Raw genomic sequence first — 16,082 nt, 5'->3', positions numbered from 1 at the left:
CATCGGGCGAATCACGTCGCTCCCGGCAACGGACTCGAAACCAGCACGGCAGCGACCGTCAGAACGCCCAGTAGAATCAGGGATTCGACATGAAGCACAGCACCGAAACGCCTAAGCGGCTTGGTAAATTCTGATTTCGTCGGCATCCTGAGCGCCGACAGCAGCGTCGGCATTTCGAAGAAGCGGTTATGTCCGCCGAGCGCGGCCGCAATCAGCACGAGCACAAGTTTCAACAAAAGAATCTGGCCGTATGCCGATCCCCCTATATTCACCGGCGTATCGACCCATCTCCATCCGTTGTATGCCCCGGTACTGAACAAAATCATCAACGCATAAGTCGACGCGTCTGAAAGCGATTGCACGAACGACGCACTGGTCTGCCGTTCGCTTCCAGGCGCGTCAAGCAGGCTCGGCATCACGACGTAGGTCGTCACCAGAACGAGCCCCACCCACGTACTAACGGCCAGCAGATGCAACCAGTCCACCCACACCGGCAGGCTGAAGGGGCCCGTATCGACCGGATGGCCGCTGTTGCTACGCGCCAACGCAACGCAGGCCAATGCAACCCAAATCGCGAACGCGAAGCGCTTCTCGCCGCCCTGGCGCCGGAATACCAATACGACGACGCAAAGCATGAAAATCGCGCCGGCCAGCCACGCATGCCCAAAGCCGGTTCCCACGAGCATGGACCACACGGCGTGCCCAGCCTCGAGCAACGTCGAATCACTCATCAACGCACAATGTGCCCAGAACGACAGCATGCTCGCCAGCAGAGAAAGAACGGACGCCATCCGAATTGTCGTGGCGAGCAGGCGGCCCACGTCGGCTTGCCACGGGGAGTCTCCCCGCACAAGCCAACGGCTGCTGAGTAACGCGCCCACGATCACCGCGAAGCCAACGTTCTGAATCGCCACCGCGATCAGACGCAGAACGCCGAGGAGCCCGTCGTTCATTACTTCACCTTGAACGTGTAGGCACCCTTGGTCTTGTGCGCGTCCGCAGTCATGACAGCCCACTGAACCGTATACGCGCCGGACGCGAGCTTCGGTACGGCGAGCGTCATCACGCGCGGATTGGACGCATCGACCTTCGCTTTTTCCTTCGTCACCGGCGCGCCAGTCGCATCGGCGATTTTCACCGAACTGAAGGTCGGCTCGAGGTCTTCATTGAAAGTCAGCCGCAATGCATCTGGCGTAGTGTCGACGGTACTGCCCGACGCTGGCGTTGCGCTTTCCAGTTTGCCATGCGCGAACGCGGCGACGGGCACGGACGCAACAGCACCGGCGATAGCGAGGCCGGCGAAATGTCTGAGAGTCGAGGACTTCATGTTGTTGCTCATCTCGAAGAATGAGACGGGGGCTGCGGCATGCGCGCCCCGTCGTTTGCCGTCACTGCTTCTGCAGCTTGACGACGGTCAATGCGCCGTCGACTTCCTCGGCGACGAAATCGATCTTGTCGCCGACCTTCACCTGCGACAGCATCGCCGGGTCCTTGGCCTTGAACACCATCGTCATCGCTTCCATGCCGAGGTTGTCGAGCGGACCGTGCTTGATGGTCAGCTTGCCTGCAGCCATATCGATCTTCTTGATTTCACCGTGCGACATGCTGCCCGGTGCGTCGGCGCTTTGCTTTGCGTCGTCGCTCATGGTCATGTTGCTCATATCGCCTGCTGCATACGTCGACGCAGAGAACGCGAGCGCGCAGCCCATGGCCATCGAAAACAGTGCTTTCTTCATCGTGCTATCTCCAGAGTTGAGGTGATGAAACCGATGCTCGGGGGTGGCCCCGGCCTTGTTGTGTCAATCAACTGTCCGGCAGTTCGCCGGCGTATTCGTATGCAACGGTGCCTTTGGGATGCTTGAACCAGCCGGGATCGCGATAGTCGTTCCGCCCGAGTCCGCGCCGAACCTTGACGACCGTGAACATGCCGCCCATCTCCAGCGGCCCGAATGGACCCGTGCCTGTCATCATCGGCAGCGTGTTGTCGGGCAGCGGCATTTCCATCTCGCCCATTGCGCCACCGGTGCTGCCCATTGCCATGTAGTCGGGCACCAGCTTGTTGATGCGCTTGGCCAAGTCTTTCTGCGGCACGCCGATCATGGTCGGCACGCTGTGCCCCATCGCATTCATCGTGTGATGCGATTTGTGGCAATGAAACGCCCAATCTCCCGGCCGGTCCGCGGTAAATTCGATCGCACGCATCTGGCCGACCGCAACGTCGACCGTCACCTCCGGCCAACGGGCCGCTGGTGGAATCCAGCCGCCATCCGTACCCGCCACCTCGAAGTGGTAACCATGCAAGTGAATCGGGTGGTTCGTCATCGTCAGATTGCCAAACCGGATTCGCACGCGATCGCCGGCCCGAACCGGCAACGGATCGATACCAGGAAACACGCGCGAGTTGAAGGTCCACATGTTGAAGTCGGTCATCTCGTTGACGCGTGGCGTGAAGCTGCCCGGCTCGATATCGTAGGCAGACAGCAGAAACACGAAATCGCGGTCGACCGGCATGACGCCACGGTCTTTCGGGTGCACGATGAACATGCCCATCATGCCCATCGCCATCTGCACCATCTCGTCGGCGTGCGGGTGATACATGAAGGTGCCGTGCTTCTCGAGCTGGAACTCGTACACGAACGTCTTGCCGGGCGGGATGTGCGGCTGCGTCAAGCCGCCGACACCGTCCATCCCGTTCGGCAGCAGCATCCCGTGCCAATGGATCGTCGTGTGCTCGGGCAACTTGTTGGTAACGAAGATGCGGACCTTGTCGCCTTCGACAGCCTCGATCGTCGGGCCCGGCGATTGACCGTTGTAGCCCCACAGATTTGCTTTCATCCCGGAGGCCATTTCACGCACCACGGGCTCGGCTGTCAGATGAAACTCCTTCCAGCCATTCTTCATCCGCCACGGCAACGTCCAGCCGTTCAACGTCGCGACCGGTGTGTATGGGCGGCCATTGGGCGGCACGAGCGGCGGCTGCATCGTCGCCTTCGCCATGGTTGGCGCTTCCGGCAACGAAGCCGCGCCGGCCTTGCTGACCATCGCGGCGCCGAGGATTGCGGCCCCCGAGCCGCTGAGGAATTGTCGACGGGACACCATGTTATTTACCTTCCGAATGCGTTTCGTGCGCCGGTTGTGCCGTGGATGCCGGCGCCGGTTGTGCCATCGTTGCCGTGGACGGTTTCACCGACGATTGCACGTCCGTCGGCGTTGGCGCGGCCGGCGCGGCGCCGGCTTGCGGCAGGCGTCCGCCCAGCGCTTGCTGGAGATCCGTTTCCGCGAGCCAGTAATCTTTCAACGCGTCGATATAGCTGTTCACCGCGCCGACTTGCTCGCGCGAGTCGGCGAGTAGTTCGAAAACACTGACGAGCATGCCGTTGTAGCGGAGCAGTAGTTCGTCAGAGATCGTCTTGCGGATCGGCACGACCTCGTCGCGATAGTGCTTCGCGACGTCGTAACTGCTGGCGTAAGCGGAATACGACTCGCGCACCTCCGATCGCGCATCGATCGCCGTTTGGGCAAGCCGGTTCACAGACTGCATGTAGATGGCTTGCGCGCGGGCGACCTTGGCGCTGCCGAAATCGAAAATGGGGATTTCGATACTGATTTCGTAGCCGTGCTCGCGGCCCTTGTCGGTCTCGTAGTTGTTCTGATAGCCGATATCGAGTGCGTTGATGAATCGCGTTGCGTTGCTAAGGCCCAGAGACGAGGCAACCCCCTGCGTGCGCAGCTTCGCCGCCTGGATGTCGAGCCGGTTCTGCATCGCGAACTGCTCGAGATCCTTCAGTTCCGGCCGTTCCTTCGGCAGATCCGGCAAGCGATCAGGCAACGTGTACTGCGTGCCGGTACCCCATACGCCCATCGTGCGCGTGAGTTTCTCCCTAGCCGATACCGCTTGCTGCCGGGCCTTGGCGGCCTGCGCGATCGAATCGGCGTAGAACGCCTGCTCCCGCACATAATCGAGTTTGCTGAAGTTCCCCGCCTGCCGCATGCGCGAAGCCAATTCGGCCCCTGCGTCAGCGGAGTCCCTCACCTGGTTCGCGTAGTTGGCGGCCTGCTCGGCGGCCACTGCGTTAATGTAGGCGCGCCGCGCCTCGGCTGCGAGCTTCAGCATAGCGTCGGCAGTCTCGAGTTTCGTTTGCTCGAAGCGTCGGCCCTCGATATGTGCGGCGAACGGCAAGGTCAGGATGCTCAGTACGTTCGCCGAAAACGCACGGCCGATGCTCAGATCGCCATTGCCCGCTCGCGTGCGGCTGAACGTGAAGCCCGGGTTCGGCAGCCGCCCCGCCTGCACCAGATCGGCTTCCGAAAGCCCCAATTCCGCATACGATGCCTGCAATCCTCGATTGTTCAGCAGAGCGATCTGGACGGCGTCGTCCATCGAGAGCGGCTTGGCAAGCAATTGCTGCGTCCGCTTGGCCACTGCGTCCCGATCGGTATCGGTTTTGACGATGACCGCGTCCTTGCCGAGGCGCTCCGTGGCGATCGACGACACCGCACCAAACCCGCCGTCCTTCGAGAAGGTGGTACAGCCGGCCAGAAACGCCATGAAGGCAACACCCGCGCTCATGCGCGTTGAAACGAATCGTTTCATCATTTGGCGGGCTTTCCATGTTGCGAACGATTCGACTTGCGATCGCCGGCTGACTCGTTCATCTCGCCGCCGTGCGTGATGCCGCCGCCGGCTGGCTTATCCTGGACCGCTTGATTGAGTTGCGGCCAAGTCAGGTTGTCGGCATCGTTGTATCGGCGATAGCCGTCGAAGGCCGGCGCAGCCGAAATCGCCGGGACGGATGCCGCTGCATCCGTCGGATCGGGAATCGTTTTTGTGGCGTGCACGAGCGTCGGCAATGAAGCCGCCGCGCCCAGCAGCGCCGCAGAAATCAGTCGCATAGATTTTCTCGTCGTAAATCATCTGACGGACCCACGCAGGAGCGTCAGTACGAATGGCACATCCCGCGCGCTACCCGCGGGGAAGCATCAGACGAGGGCGTAGCGAGGAGGTCGCTCGATGCCGTCGGTCAGGAAAGACACGACACCGGCACCAGGCGCAATGGATACGACGACGCGTGTTGCGTCCGAGGATATGACGACGGCCGGCACCGCCGGTAACCCTGTGCCGAAGCAGCAGGCCGCACATGTCGAACATGAATGTGCGTGATGGCTGCCGCCGTGGTGACGAGCGTGATGGTCGCCGGCCGCGAGCGCCGTTGCGGGCATGTCGTGATGATGCTCAGACATGCGTTGTTCGGCATGAACGATTGGCGTTTCGCCGGCTTTGGCAAGCACGCTGGCGCATTTCATCGAGGCAGCCGCAAACGACTGAACCGGCAGGCTCAGCGCCAACAGCACGACGATGAAGAAATTGCGCCAATATGACATGGGGGCGGAGCTTAGCACAGGCAGTTCGCTACGATAACTTCGATAACATATCCGGGTGTGGCCACCAGCGGGATAGCCGGGATCTAGCTTATCGGCCGATATGTGACGAAGGCGTGGTCGAAAAATGATCATTTTTTCATCCAGCGATGACGGCCGCGCTCGCCGGCCGCAGCCATCGCGGATTCATGAAAAAATTGTCATCCAGCCGTCATTTTTCACGCCCTTTCCCACCCGTATGCTGGGCGCAGCGCGTGCCCCGCCGAGCCCGTCGATAGGCCTATTGCACTTCCATGCGGATACTCATAGTCGAAGACGAACCCAAAATGGCGTCATACCTCCGAAAGGGGCTGACGGAAGCGAGCTATACCGTCGATGTCGCCGAGAACGGCAAAACCGGATTGTTCCTCGCGCTACATGAAAATTTTGACCTCGTCGTGCTCGACGTCATGCTCCCGGAACTGGACGGGTTCGAAGTACTCAAGCGCCTGCGAGCGGAAAAGCAGATGCCGGTGCTGCTGCTTACCGCCCGCGACGCGATCGAGGACAAAGTAACCGGGCTTGAACTCGGCGCCGACGACTATCTGCTCAAACCGTTTGCCTACGCGGAATTTCTCGCGCGTATCCGGTCGTTGCTGCGGCGCGCACCGAGGAGCGTGCGGGACATTCTGCTCATTGCGGACATGGAGATCGACCTGCTCAAGCGGCGGGTGCGCCGCGGCGACAATCGCATCGAGCTGACCGCACAGGAATTCGCGTTGCTGCAGCTTCTAGCTGAACGGGAAGGCGAGGTTTTGACGCGTACCTTCATCACCTCGCAGATTTGGGACATGAACTTCGACAGCGATACGAACGTCGTCGACGCCGCGATCAAGCGCTTGCGTGCCAAAGTCGATAATTCATATGACAAAAAGCTGATCCACACCATCCGAGGCATGGGATACGTGCTCGAGGACCGCTCATGACGGAAAAGGCGGCGCCTTACTCGCTGCTCACACGGTTGACGCTCGCCTTTGCGGCCGTCGCCGGCATGGCGTTTGCGCTGACTGGCGCTTACCTGTATCGGTCCCTGTCGACTGAATTGCAGCGGCGCGACGATATCGAGATCAGCGGCAAGCTGAGTCAGTTTTTGCAGTTGGCTCACGCCAGCGGTTCGACACAGCGCGTTCGCGCAACTCCCGCAATGTTCCATGAGGCGCTTCTCTCGCACCCCGGCGTCTACCTCGGTATCTACGATGCGCAGAACAATCCGCTAATCGAGCACACGGCCGCGCCGGGCGTGACGTTGAAATCGATCGCCACCGGCGGCCATCCGCCTCGTGTTCCATATACGTGCGAGCCGGAGGGCATCGGGCTGTCGCGCTGCATTTTCGCGCGTGACAGATTGCCCTCCGGCGAAGACATACAGGTCTCGCTTGTGCGAACCGCCACTGACCGGCAGTCGCTGCTGGAAAACTATTGCACCGACATCTGGCTTGCGGTCGCGGCCGGCGCGGCATTGCTCGGCGGCTTGGGTTATGCGATCGCCCGTCGAGGCCTTCGCCCGGTGGAAAGCCTGGGCCGCCAGACCTCGACGATTGAGGCGCACAATTTGAGCGAGCGACTCGACATACGCGGTGGCCCGCTCGAGCTGCGCGAGCTCGCGTCGTCGGTCAATCGCATGCTGGATCGGCTCGAGCGCGCGTTCGTGCGCCTCTCGCAGTTCTCTTCCGACCTCGCTCACGATATGCGCACACCCCTCGCCAACGTGATCAGCTCGTCGCAGATCACATTGTCGCGGCCGAGAACGCGTGACGAATACGAGACGTTGATCGGCTCGAACATCGAGGAATGCGAGCGCCTGCAACGGATGATCGAAAGCATGCTGTTCCTCGCACGTGCCGACAACGCGCGGCAACCCCTCAAGCTGTCAGATCTCGAATCCGGTGACGAACTGATGCGGCTGGCCTCTTACTTCCAGAGCGTCGCTGACGAGAAGCGCATCGATATCGTGGTCCAGGGCAGCGCCCGCGTCTCGGCCGATGCGACGTTGTTTCGCCGGGCGCTCGGCAATCTCGTGTCAAACGCCATCGACCACGCGCTGGCCGGATCGACGGTCGTGCTGGCTTCGAGTTGCTCGGGAAGACATGCCGTCATCGAGGTAACCAATCACGGACAGCCGATCCCGCCCGAGCACATCGACCGAATTTTCGAGCGCTTTTATCGAGTCGACACCGCACGGCACGGGTCGTCCAGGAACGCGGGCCTCGGGCTCGCCATCGTGAAATCCATCATGGAGCTGCACCACGGAAGCATCGACGCAACAAGCGGCGACGCCGGTACGACTTTCACCCTGCGCTTTCCGGATTCCACCGGCATGTGAGCCTTTGACGCAAACGCGCTCAAGGAGATCGACGATGGCGCTCCCCATCCCAGCGCGGCGCCATGCGGAGCCGGCTCGGAACAATTCTCCGGTTTGAGCCGGACAGGCCACTCACGCGAAGCTGATGCAACCTTGGCCATGAATCTTTCCGTGGCCGCAGACCGGCGGCATCGGGACTAGCTCGGTGCCGGCTGCTTCATAGTTTTTACCTATCAATTACTCGAATCCCTCTTCGAGAAAAGCTCGCATTCGTCGAGCACCCGCATCTGCCTAACAAGCGACTTCCCTCCTCCCGTCCCCCAAAAATCATGTTGACTTTATATCTTTCGATATATATCTTTAGATACATCTAAAAACACATTGGAGTCCTGAGATGCGCCATGCTCATCTGTTCTCGCGCCGTATGGGCGGCATGCACGATGTATCCGGCCACGGGCGATACGCCCATGAACATCATCATCGTGAACGGTTCGGCCGCGACCCGTTCCCGTTCAGCCACGAATGGCTTGGTCACGGACCGTTCGCGATGTTTCATCACATGCGGCACATGATCGGCGGTCGCCGGCGCGGCGGCGGCGGCCGGCACGGCTTCGGGCCGTTCGGCGAAGGTTTCGGCAGCGGCTTCGGCAGCGGCTTCGGCGGCGGCCCGAACGGCTTCGGCAACGACGACGCATTGCCACGCGGCCGCCAGTTCAGCGCGGACGACCTGCAACTGCTGCTGCTCGCGCTGCTCGCCGATCAGCCCAGCCACGGTTATGAACTGATCAAGGCGCTCGACACCCGCTCGGGCGGCTTTTACGCGCCCAGCCCCGGCATGGTGTACCCCGCGCTCACGTATCTGGAGGAACTCGGCTACGTAACGGTGCAAGCGGAAGGCAATCGCAAGCGCTACGCGCTTGCCGATACCGGCCGTGCGCATTTGAACGCGCAGCGCGAACGTGTCGAGATGCTGTTTGCGAAGCTCGAGCACCTCGGCCGCAAGATGGAATTCATGCGCCGCGCATTCGCTGGCGACGCACCGGCCGACGACGATACGCGCGGCTGGCTTCAGGAATTCGTCGACGCGCGGATGGCACTAAAACATGCGCTGCTGCGCAAGAGCGGCGCGAGCGCCGACGAGCAACGCCGCATCGCGGCGATCTTGCGGCGCGCCACCGCTGAAATCGAAGGCCGGACAACGGACTGAGCGCCCGCATCGGCTTTTCAAGGAGAACCGCTTCATGACCCAACCGATGACCGAGCGCATGGTCGCACGCGTGCGCCACCCACTGAAATTCCGCTTGCTGCAAGTCAAGCACGTCAGTGCCGTCACGCCGCATCTGATGCGCGTCACGCTCACGGGCGATGAATTGCACGACTTCGAATCCGCGTCGTTCGACGATCACGTGAAGGTATTTTTTCCGCCTCCCGGCGAAGACGCGCCCGCGCGCCCCGAACTCGGCCCGAACGGCATCGTGTTCCCCGAAGACCGGCCGCGCCCCGTTGCACGCGATTTCACGCCGCGCCGCTACGATCGCGACGCGCGCGAACTCGATCTCGATTTCGTGCTGCATCATCCGGGTCCGGCATCGCAATGGGCGGCGCACGCACAGGTCGGGCAAATGCTCGGCATCGGCGGCCCGCGCGGCTCATTCGTTATCCCGAAGGATTTCGACTGGCATCTGCTGATCGGCGACGACACCGCGTTGCCCGCGATCGCCCGGCGGCTCGAAGAATTGCCGGCCGGCGCGCGCGTCACGGTGGTGCTGGAAGTTGCTGATCCGTCTGCGCAGATCGACTTTGCCACCCGCACGAATCTGTATCGGGTTTGGCTCCATCGGAACGATGCGGCGCAAACCACAAACGGTGCGAGTCAACTGGTCAGCGCGCTGCGCGATTTGCCGCTGCCGGCAGGCGACGGCTATGTATGGGCTGCCGGCGAAGCGTCCGAGATGCGCGCCGTGCGCGAGCATCTGTGCGGCGAGCGCGGCATCGCGAAATCACGGATTCGAGCAGCCGCGTATTGGAAGCGCGGCGCGAGCGCGGTTCACGAATCGCTCGACGACTAAGCCCCTGGCCCGCGATAGCCGGCGTCCCCCATCGCGCCGGCAAGCCGCAGGCGCATTGCGATCGGCGGCTGTTGCCGCCGTTGCATCCTCACGTGCAATGTTCTATATCTATTTTGACGGCCTGCGTTTGCGCCGGCGAAGGTGTCACGGCGCACGCCGGCGTGGTTCGTCATGAACGCCGAAGCAAGCGTTCGCGCGTTGTGCATCGTTGCCCGATACACCATGCCCCATCCATCCAACTCCGCCGGTATTGGGAAGAAGCTCAGGATTGCCGGCTATTGCAGTCTTGCCGCAATCGCGATCGGGCTATTCGTCGCGATGTGCGCGATCCTGAAAGACGGTGTGCCCGATCGCGAAGCCGCGCATCGGCGGCAGAATGAAAGCGTCGAATTGCATGGCGGCACGAACGCCGAACACGCCGCCGCAAATGATGCCGCCGAAGCGAAAACGCCCGGTTGATTCGTCACTTCGTGAGCGCCGATCAGCCTGAATAATCAGTCGATGCGAATCGACTTGCCGTGCAGCCGTGCGAATGTGGCGGCATGCACCGCCTCGCCGATCCGATCAAGCAGCGCCGTCAACGGACGGCCGTACAAATGAACGGCTAGCGCACCGGCCGTTCCGACCAACACGCCGCCCGCGATGTCGAACGGCCAGTGCACGCCGACATAAACACGCCCCCACCCGACCACCACCGCGATGAACGCGAGCACGATGCCCGCCGTGCGCGTCGCCGCCGCGACGATAAGGCCCGCCGCAATGCTCGCAACGAAGGTCATGTGATCGCTTGGAAATGAGCTGTCCGGCGCGTGCGGCACGAGTTGCGTGCCGATGCCGAGCGCGAACGGCCGCGCAGAGTACCAGAAATAGCCGATCACCTGCGCGAGCGCGAGCGCCGCGCACGCGCCAAGACCGGCTTCGATTGCCTGCCGTCGAGTTGGGCGCGCGCCCATGATCCAGGTCAGCAGCAGCAGGATCGGCACCGCGTACACCAGCCAGTCAGCGGCAAACACCCCAAAATGGGCAACGGCTGAATTGGGCGTCAAACCCGCGTTGAGCGCGGAAAAAATGGCGAGATTAAGATTTTGCATGGGACGAAAACAGTGGCGGAATCGCACGGCACCGAGTAATGAAGTTCGTCCAATGCTAAAAAGCACATGCTTAAGAACAACTTAATACCCGAAGCGCCACAAAACCAAAGGAAAGTCGAAGATTCTAACAACGCGCGGGTTCGAGAACACAAGTTCGATGAAAGTTCAATCGCGCGGCCTTTCTTGGTAAGCCAGCCCACCTTTCCTTTCCCCGTAATCACTCACCATTCCTTCCCCGAAAAAGCTCACCTTTCTCTTTTATTCATAATATTTCGAACGCCTGACAACCAATCTTCCCGCCTGATATTCGCGCCAAACCGCCACTACACAATTGTCAAAATTTGTCATTTCGTTTTACTAATTTTCGCAATAATCTTTTCCAAGTGCGGCACCGCACAAGTACCGCGGCCGCGCTTAGCATAGCGAGTGCTCTTGCTTGCCAACGAAACGACCACGAAAGGAGTACCCATGAAATCCAGCGACGTTCGATCGAAAGCTTTTGCGATGCCTCTTACAAGCCCGGCATTCCCAATGGGTCCGTACCGTTTCGTCAATCGGGAATTTCTGATCATCACCTATCGCACCGACATCGATCGCCTGCGCGAAATCGTTCCGGAGCCGCTGAAAGTCACCGAGCCTCTCGTCCATTACGAATTCATCCGGATGCCCGATTCGACGGGTTTCGGCGATTACACCGAGAGCGGACAGGTGATTCCCGTCGAATTCAATGGTCAGCCGGGCGGCTACACGCTCGCCATGTACCTGAACGACCATCCGCCGATTGCGGGAGGCCGCGAATTGTGGGGCTTCCCGAAAAAACTCGCACAGCCGACGCTCGAGACCCACATCGATACGCTGCTCGGCACGCTCGACTATGGCCCCGTGCGCGTTGCGACGGGCACGATGGGCTACAAGCACAAGGAACTCGATATCGCCGAGCAAGCCAAGCGCCTCGGTGGAGCGAATTTCCTGCTCAAGATCATTCCACACGTCGACGGCTCGCCGCGCGTGTGCGAACTCGTCCGCTATTACCTGCAGGACATCACGATGAAAGGCGCATGGACCGGCCCCGCTGCGCTGTCGCTCTCGCAACACGCGCTTGCGCCCGTTGCCGATCTGCCGGTGCTCGAAGTTGTCGAGGCGCGCCATCTGATCGCCGATTTGACACTCGGCTTGGGCGAAGTCGTCTACGATTACCTCGCGCAGTGACGCGCGTCATTTTTTCTTCCACCCCATTCTCCATAGGAATTCGATCATGAGCAATCTGAACGGCAAAACCGCAGTCGTGACGGGCGCCGCAAGCGGCATCGGCAAGGAAATCGCGCTGGAACTCGCTCGCGCAGGCGCGGCCGTTGCGATCGCTGACCTGAACCAGGACGGTGCCAATGCGGTCGCCGCGGAAATCGAGCAAGCCGGCGGCAAGGCAATTGGCGTCGCGATGGACGTGACGAATGAGGACGCGGTCAACACCGGCATCGACAAGGTCGCCCAGACGTTCGGCTCGGTCGACATTCTCGTGTCGAATGCGGGTATCCAGATCGTCAATCCGATCGAGAACTATTCGTTTGCCGATTGGAAGAAGATGCAGGCGATCCACGTCGACGGCGCGTTCCTGACCACGAAGGCCGCGCTCAAGCATATGTACAAGGACGATCGCGGCGGCGTCGTCATCTATATGGGCTCGGTGCATTCGCACGAGGCGTCGCCCCTCAAGTCGGCCTACGTAACCGCCAAGCACGGCCTGCTCGGTCTTGCGCGCGTGCTCGCGAAGGAAGGCGCGAAGCACAACGTGCGCTCGCATGTCGTGTGCCCCGGCTTCGTGCGCACGCCGCTCGTCGACAAGCAGATTCCCGAACAAGCGAAAGAGCTTGGCATCAGCGAAGACGAAGTGGTGAAGAAAGTGATGCTCGGCCAAACGGTCGACGGCGTGTTCACCACCGTCGAGGATGTCGCAAAGACGGTGCTGTTCCTGTCGGCATTCCCGAGCGCCGCACTCACCGGCCAATCGTTCATCGTCAGCCACGGCTGGTTCATGCAATGAAACCGCGCGCCCGGACCGAGAAGCAGGCGGTCGACCCGGAAATCCTGCACAACGAAGCAAGTGCACCACACGTGCCGGCCCGCGATCTGCCGTATGAAACGATCGCACTCGTGCTGCAAGGCGGCGGCGCGCTCGGCTCGTATCAAGCCGGCGTGTTCGAAGGGCTTCATGATGCGAGGATTCCGCTCAACTGGATCGCCGGCATTTCGATCGGTGCGCTCAATACCGCGTTGATCGCCGGCAATCCGCCCGAGCGGCGCGTCGAGCGGCTGCGGGAGTTTTGGGAGACGATCTGCCAGCCCGCCTTCTTCCCGTCGCTGCCGGCCGCGTTCGAGCACGCGCTGTTCAACAGCCACGAGCATCTACGTTCGATGCTGACCGCAACGCAAACCGCCAGCGCGTTCCTGCAAGGACAGCGCGGCTTTTTCGTGCCGCGTTTTCCGCCGCTGTTGCCGAACATGACGCAGCCGCCCGAGAAGGTCAGCTATTACGATACGTCTGCGCTGCGTGCGACGCTGCTCAAGCTGTGCGACTTCGACCGGATCAATTCCGGCGAAATCCGGGTATCGGTCGGTGCGGTCAATGTCGGCACCGGCAACTTCGCGTATTTCGACAACACGAAAACGACGTTGCGGCCCGAGCACTTCATGGCGTCCGGCGCGCTGCCACCCGGCTTTCCGCCCGTCGAAATCGACGGCGAGTTCTATTGGGACGGCGGCGTGGTGTCGAACACGCCGCTCATGGAGGTGCTGCGCGCAACGCCGCGCCGCAACACACTCGTCTTCCAGGTCGATCTGTGGAGCGCGCACGGACCGTTGCCGGAATCGCTGAACGATGTTGCCGAACGCACCAAAGACGTCCAGTACTCGAGCCGCACGCGCTTCGTGACCGACATGCTGCAACGCGAACAACGGTTCCGCAACGTGCTGCGCCGGGTGCTCGAGCAGGTGCCCGAAAGCGTGCGCAAGCAGGACCCGTGGTGCCAAAAAGCCGAAGAGCTGTCGTGCAGCCGCAGCTACAACGTGCAGCACTTGATCTACCAACAGAAATCCTACGAGCACCAGTACAAAGACGTTCAATTCGGCTTGTCGACGATGCGCGATCACTGGAATGCCGGGCTCACTGATATTCGCAAGACGCTCTCCGTGAGCGACGGCCTCGACCTGCCCAACAACGACGCGGGCTTCGTCACGCACGATATCCACCGAATCCGGTAACGCTCTTTCAACGTTGCTGCCAATCCGCGGCCGGTTTACATCGGCCGCGCTTTTTTTCTTTCCGTCGACAACCATGCCACTTCTGCTCATTCCACTCGTGCTCGCCGCACTCATGTGGGGCGCCGTTCTCGCCTTCGATGCGATGGCCACTTGGCTGGGCAGCACGACCGCGATAGGCTTGGCCGCCGTTGCCGCCGTACTGCTTGTGGCTGCGATCGCCTTTTGGGTCAGGCGTTACCGTGAAATCGCACCGAACGCGCACGACGACGGCTGGACGCATGTGGTGCAACGCACCTGGGGCTACTTGCGCGTATCGACGACGAAAGGATTACTGTGGCTCTCGCAAAATGGCGTGAACGGCCGTTATACGCTGAGCGACCTCGGCGCTTGCCGCGTTGAGATACGCGACGAGCGTTGGTATCTGATCGTCGCCGTGCGCGACGCAGAGCACGCCGAATGGACGCTGCCGATGCGGAGCAAGCGCGATGCACTGCGTTGGGCGCGCGTGCTCACGCTGGCGAAACAGCAGCGGCTGTAGTGAGGGGCCCGTATTAAAGCCGGCGGCGGCTACCCCGTTCCCAATCCCGAAAGTTCTCACCTTTGGCCGGCGTCGAAATATCACGCGCGCTTCAAGACGAAGCGCCTGTTAGAAGGCGCCCAACGGGGTCGTCCGTCGATGCGCCATCCACCCTTGCGCGCGTACACCAGGATTTCGTTCAAACGTAGTGCCATCCCTTGTAATCCCGCGCCGTCCTGTCGGAGCGCTCTCTCATTTTTAGATTGGCGCCCCATACCGCGCTTTGGATTTCCTTGGGTGTAAATCCGAAGTATTTTTTGAAGTCTCTCGTCAAGGTGGACACGCTATAAAAACCATATTGGTAAGCAATATCTGAGAGCCGCCGCTTCGGCTCGCCTTGCATCGAAAGTATCAAATATATCTTCCGCAGCCTGGCCACCTTGATATATTCATTGACGCCGAGATTATTCTCGGCAAACAGCCGATACAAACTCGCTCTCGATAATCCGACCTCTTTGCAAATCGACTCGACACTCAGCGCGGGCGATGCCAGATTCGCGGCGATGTACTTCTTGATGCGGCCGAACATTTCGACCTTCAACTCGGATTGGGCCTGGTGCAGATTATCCTTCGTCGGCATCAACATCGCGGTCAGCATACCCAAGGTTGCCTGGGCGACATTCGGAACTTCCGCTGCGGAAATGTCCTGTAGCTTCGTCACCAGTGAGTGGAGATACTGACTCGTCAGTGCGGCCAGCGTGCCGCTGACGACCGTGCCGTGGCGCTCGGACAAATCGAATGGAATCAGCTTGCGCGGCACCATAAGCACAACGAAGCTCCCCGCATGTACCTCCACCTGGTAAGGCTTCGTCAAGTCGGCGATGGCGATCTGATGAGGCAGCACGTGTTCGACACTGTCGAACTTGCTCGCACGCCATGCATTTTCCTTGCTCGTTCTGAAAAAATAATGATCAAACCCGTCTTCGCGAATCCGCTTGTCACAGCGAATTGCGTCATAACTCACCGGATCGTCCTGATACTTCGTAGTGTACGTTACATTACCAATCATCAATTGATTGACATGAATGCCGTGAAAATGACTGTCAATCGTGGAATCGTTTGAAATGCCGCGATTTCCGGGTACCACCTGGGCCAATACGTTCTGATCGCGCCATGCATCGAGTTTATCTGAGGATGAATAAGGAGATGTCGAAAACTCAAAAAAAACCGGGTCAGACATATTGCCTCCAATTCTTATAGATATCGATATGTAGAGTGGGGAAATACCAATGCGCATCCCTGCCGATCGAATCGGCGTATAGCCAATGCGGCAAAGCGGTGAGTTTTGAGTTCGGTGCCGTGAATGCCGGCGAGATCGCGCGATGCCGATCTATGGTTCGAACAGCGCCATCGGCACATGATGGCGC

18 protein-coding genes are annotated in these 16,082 nt (G+C 60.6%); 9 read left to right on the top strand and 9 right to left on the bottom strand.

The features are described from left to right. Positions 1-11 precede the first annotated feature (11 nt). The 7 genes from AQ611_RS16615 to AQ611_RS16585 all read right to left on the bottom strand — a co-directional run bounded on the left by AQ611_RS16615 (position 12) and on the right by AQ611_RS16585 (position 5,382). A complete protein-coding gene (locus tag AQ611_RS16615; protein ID WP_069235412.1) occupies positions 12-953 on the bottom strand; it encodes a copper resistance D family protein in 942 nt (313 codons plus the stop codon). Next, the gene (gene copC / locus AQ611_RS16610; protein WP_059519526.1) at positions 953-1,327 is read right to left on the bottom strand and encodes a copper homeostasis periplasmic binding protein CopC; all 375 of its coding nucleotides are present in this window, start codon (positions 1,325-1,327) and stop codon (positions 953-955) included. Before copC ends, AQ611_RS16615 begins: the two co-directional genes overlap by 1 nt. Positions 1,328-1,388: 61 nt before the next feature. Further along, on the bottom strand, positions 1,389-1,736 hold the full coding sequence (locus tag AQ611_RS16605; RefSeq protein ID WP_069235411.1) for a copper-binding protein: 348 nt from the start codon (positions 1,734-1,736) through the stop codon (positions 1,389-1,391). 67 nt (positions 1,737-1,803) lie between these two features. After that, positions 1,804-3,099 (bottom strand): copper oxidase, encoded by a 1,296-nt coding sequence (locus tag AQ611_RS16600; RefSeq protein WP_069235410.1) that lies wholly within the window; start codon positions 3,097-3,099, stop codon positions 1,804-1,806. Between the two features lies 1 nt (position 3,100). Beyond that, positions 3,101-4,597: a TolC family protein gene (locus tag AQ611_RS16595; RefSeq protein WP_069235409.1), complete on the bottom strand. Its 1,497-nt coding sequence runs from the start codon at positions 4,595-4,597 to the stop codon at positions 3,101-3,103. Then, positions 4,594-4,893 carry a hypothetical protein gene (locus tag AQ611_RS16590; protein ID WP_069235408.1) on the bottom strand — a complete coding sequence of 100 codons (300 nt, stop codon included), beginning with the start codon at positions 4,891-4,893 and terminating at the stop codon, positions 4,594-4,596. Before AQ611_RS16590 ends, AQ611_RS16595 begins: the two co-directional genes overlap by 4 nt. A gap of 87 nt (positions 4,894-4,980) precedes the next feature. Then, complete coding sequence (locus AQ611_RS16585) at positions 4,981-5,382, bottom strand: hypothetical protein (protein ID WP_069235407.1); 402 nt, start codon at positions 5,380-5,382, stop codon at positions 4,981-4,983. A 290-nt stretch (positions 5,383-5,672) separates the two neighbouring features. On the opposite strand from AQ611_RS16585, the gene AQ611_RS16580 reads away from it, so the two are divergent. The 5 genes from AQ611_RS16580 (at position 5,673) to AQ611_RS16560 (ending at position 10,248) form a co-directional block, all read left to right on the top strand. After that, positions 5,673-6,344 carry a heavy metal response regulator transcription factor gene (locus AQ611_RS16580; protein ID WP_069235406.1) on the top strand — a complete coding sequence of 224 codons (672 nt, stop codon included), beginning with the start codon at positions 5,673-5,675 and terminating at the stop codon, positions 6,342-6,344. After that, positions 6,341-7,741 (top strand): heavy metal sensor histidine kinase, encoded by a 1,401-nt coding sequence (locus tag AQ611_RS16575; RefSeq protein ID WP_069235405.1) that lies wholly within the window; start codon positions 6,341-6,343, stop codon positions 7,739-7,741. The genes AQ611_RS16580 and AQ611_RS16575 overlap by 4 nt, the downstream gene beginning before the upstream one ends. Before the next feature lie 526 nt (positions 7,742-8,267). After that, positions 8,268-8,927, top strand: a complete 660-nt coding sequence (locus tag AQ611_RS16570) for a PadR family transcriptional regulator (protein WP_374755071.1) — start codon at positions 8,268-8,270, stop codon at positions 8,925-8,927. A gap of 34 nt (positions 8,928-8,961) precedes the next feature. Beyond that, positions 8,962-9,789: a siderophore-interacting protein gene (locus AQ611_RS16565; RefSeq protein ID WP_059519423.1), complete on the top strand. Its 828-nt coding sequence runs from the start codon at positions 8,962-8,964 to the stop codon at positions 9,787-9,789. Between the two features lie 222 nt (positions 9,790-10,011). Then, the gene (locus AQ611_RS16560; RefSeq protein WP_059519419.1) at positions 10,012-10,248 is read left to right on the top strand and encodes a hypothetical protein; all 237 of its coding nucleotides are present in this window, start codon (positions 10,012-10,014) and stop codon (positions 10,246-10,248) included. Positions 10,249-10,283: 35 nt separating this feature from the next. On the opposite strand, the gene AQ611_RS16555 is transcribed toward AQ611_RS16560, so the two are convergent. Beyond that, the gene (locus tag AQ611_RS16555; protein WP_069235404.1) at positions 10,284-10,880 is read right to left on the bottom strand and encodes an undecaprenyl-diphosphatase; all 597 of its coding nucleotides are present in this window, start codon (positions 10,878-10,880) and stop codon (positions 10,284-10,286) included. Between the two features lie 468 nt (positions 10,881-11,348). Between AQ611_RS16555 and AQ611_RS16550 the strand changes: the two genes are divergently transcribed. From AQ611_RS16550 to AQ611_RS16535, 4 genes are all read left to right on the top strand, one after another. Next, positions 11,349-12,089, top strand: a complete 741-nt coding sequence (locus tag AQ611_RS16550; RefSeq protein WP_059519416.1) for an acetoacetate decarboxylase — start codon at positions 11,349-11,351, stop codon at positions 12,087-12,089. A 46-nt stretch (positions 12,090-12,135) separates the two neighbouring features. Then, positions 12,136-12,921 carry a 3-hydroxybutyrate dehydrogenase gene (locus AQ611_RS16545; protein WP_059519414.1) on the top strand — a complete coding sequence of 262 codons (786 nt, stop codon included), beginning with the start codon at positions 12,136-12,138 and terminating at the stop codon, positions 12,919-12,921. Beyond that, positions 12,918-14,138 carry a DUF3734 domain-containing protein gene (locus AQ611_RS16540; protein ID WP_059519412.1) on the top strand — a complete coding sequence of 407 codons (1,221 nt, stop codon included), beginning with the start codon at positions 12,918-12,920 and terminating at the stop codon, positions 14,136-14,138. Before AQ611_RS16545 ends, AQ611_RS16540 begins: the two co-directional genes overlap by 4 nt. Before the next feature lie 73 nt (positions 14,139-14,211). Beyond that, the gene (locus AQ611_RS16535) at positions 14,212-14,676 is read left to right on the top strand and encodes a hypothetical protein (RefSeq protein ID WP_069236348.1); all 465 of its coding nucleotides are present in this window, start codon (positions 14,212-14,214) and stop codon (positions 14,674-14,676) included. 178 nt (positions 14,677-14,854) lie between these two features. Here AQ611_RS16535 and AQ611_RS16530 read toward each other — a convergent pair whose 3' ends face one another. After that, the gene (locus tag AQ611_RS16530) at positions 14,855-15,895 is read right to left on the bottom strand and encodes an AraC family transcriptional regulator (RefSeq protein WP_159935898.1); all 1,041 of its coding nucleotides are present in this window, start codon (positions 15,893-15,895) and stop codon (positions 14,855-14,857) included. Positions 15,896-16,082 lie beyond the last annotated feature (187 nt).

Source organism: Burkholderia singularis (assembly GCF_001718875.1).
GTDB lineage: Bacteria > Pseudomonadota > Gammaproteobacteria > Burkholderiales > Burkholderiaceae > Burkholderia > Burkholderia singularis.
The sequence above is the reverse complement of the archived record's forward strand: the minus strand, read 5'-3'. Positions and strand labels throughout refer to the sequence as shown.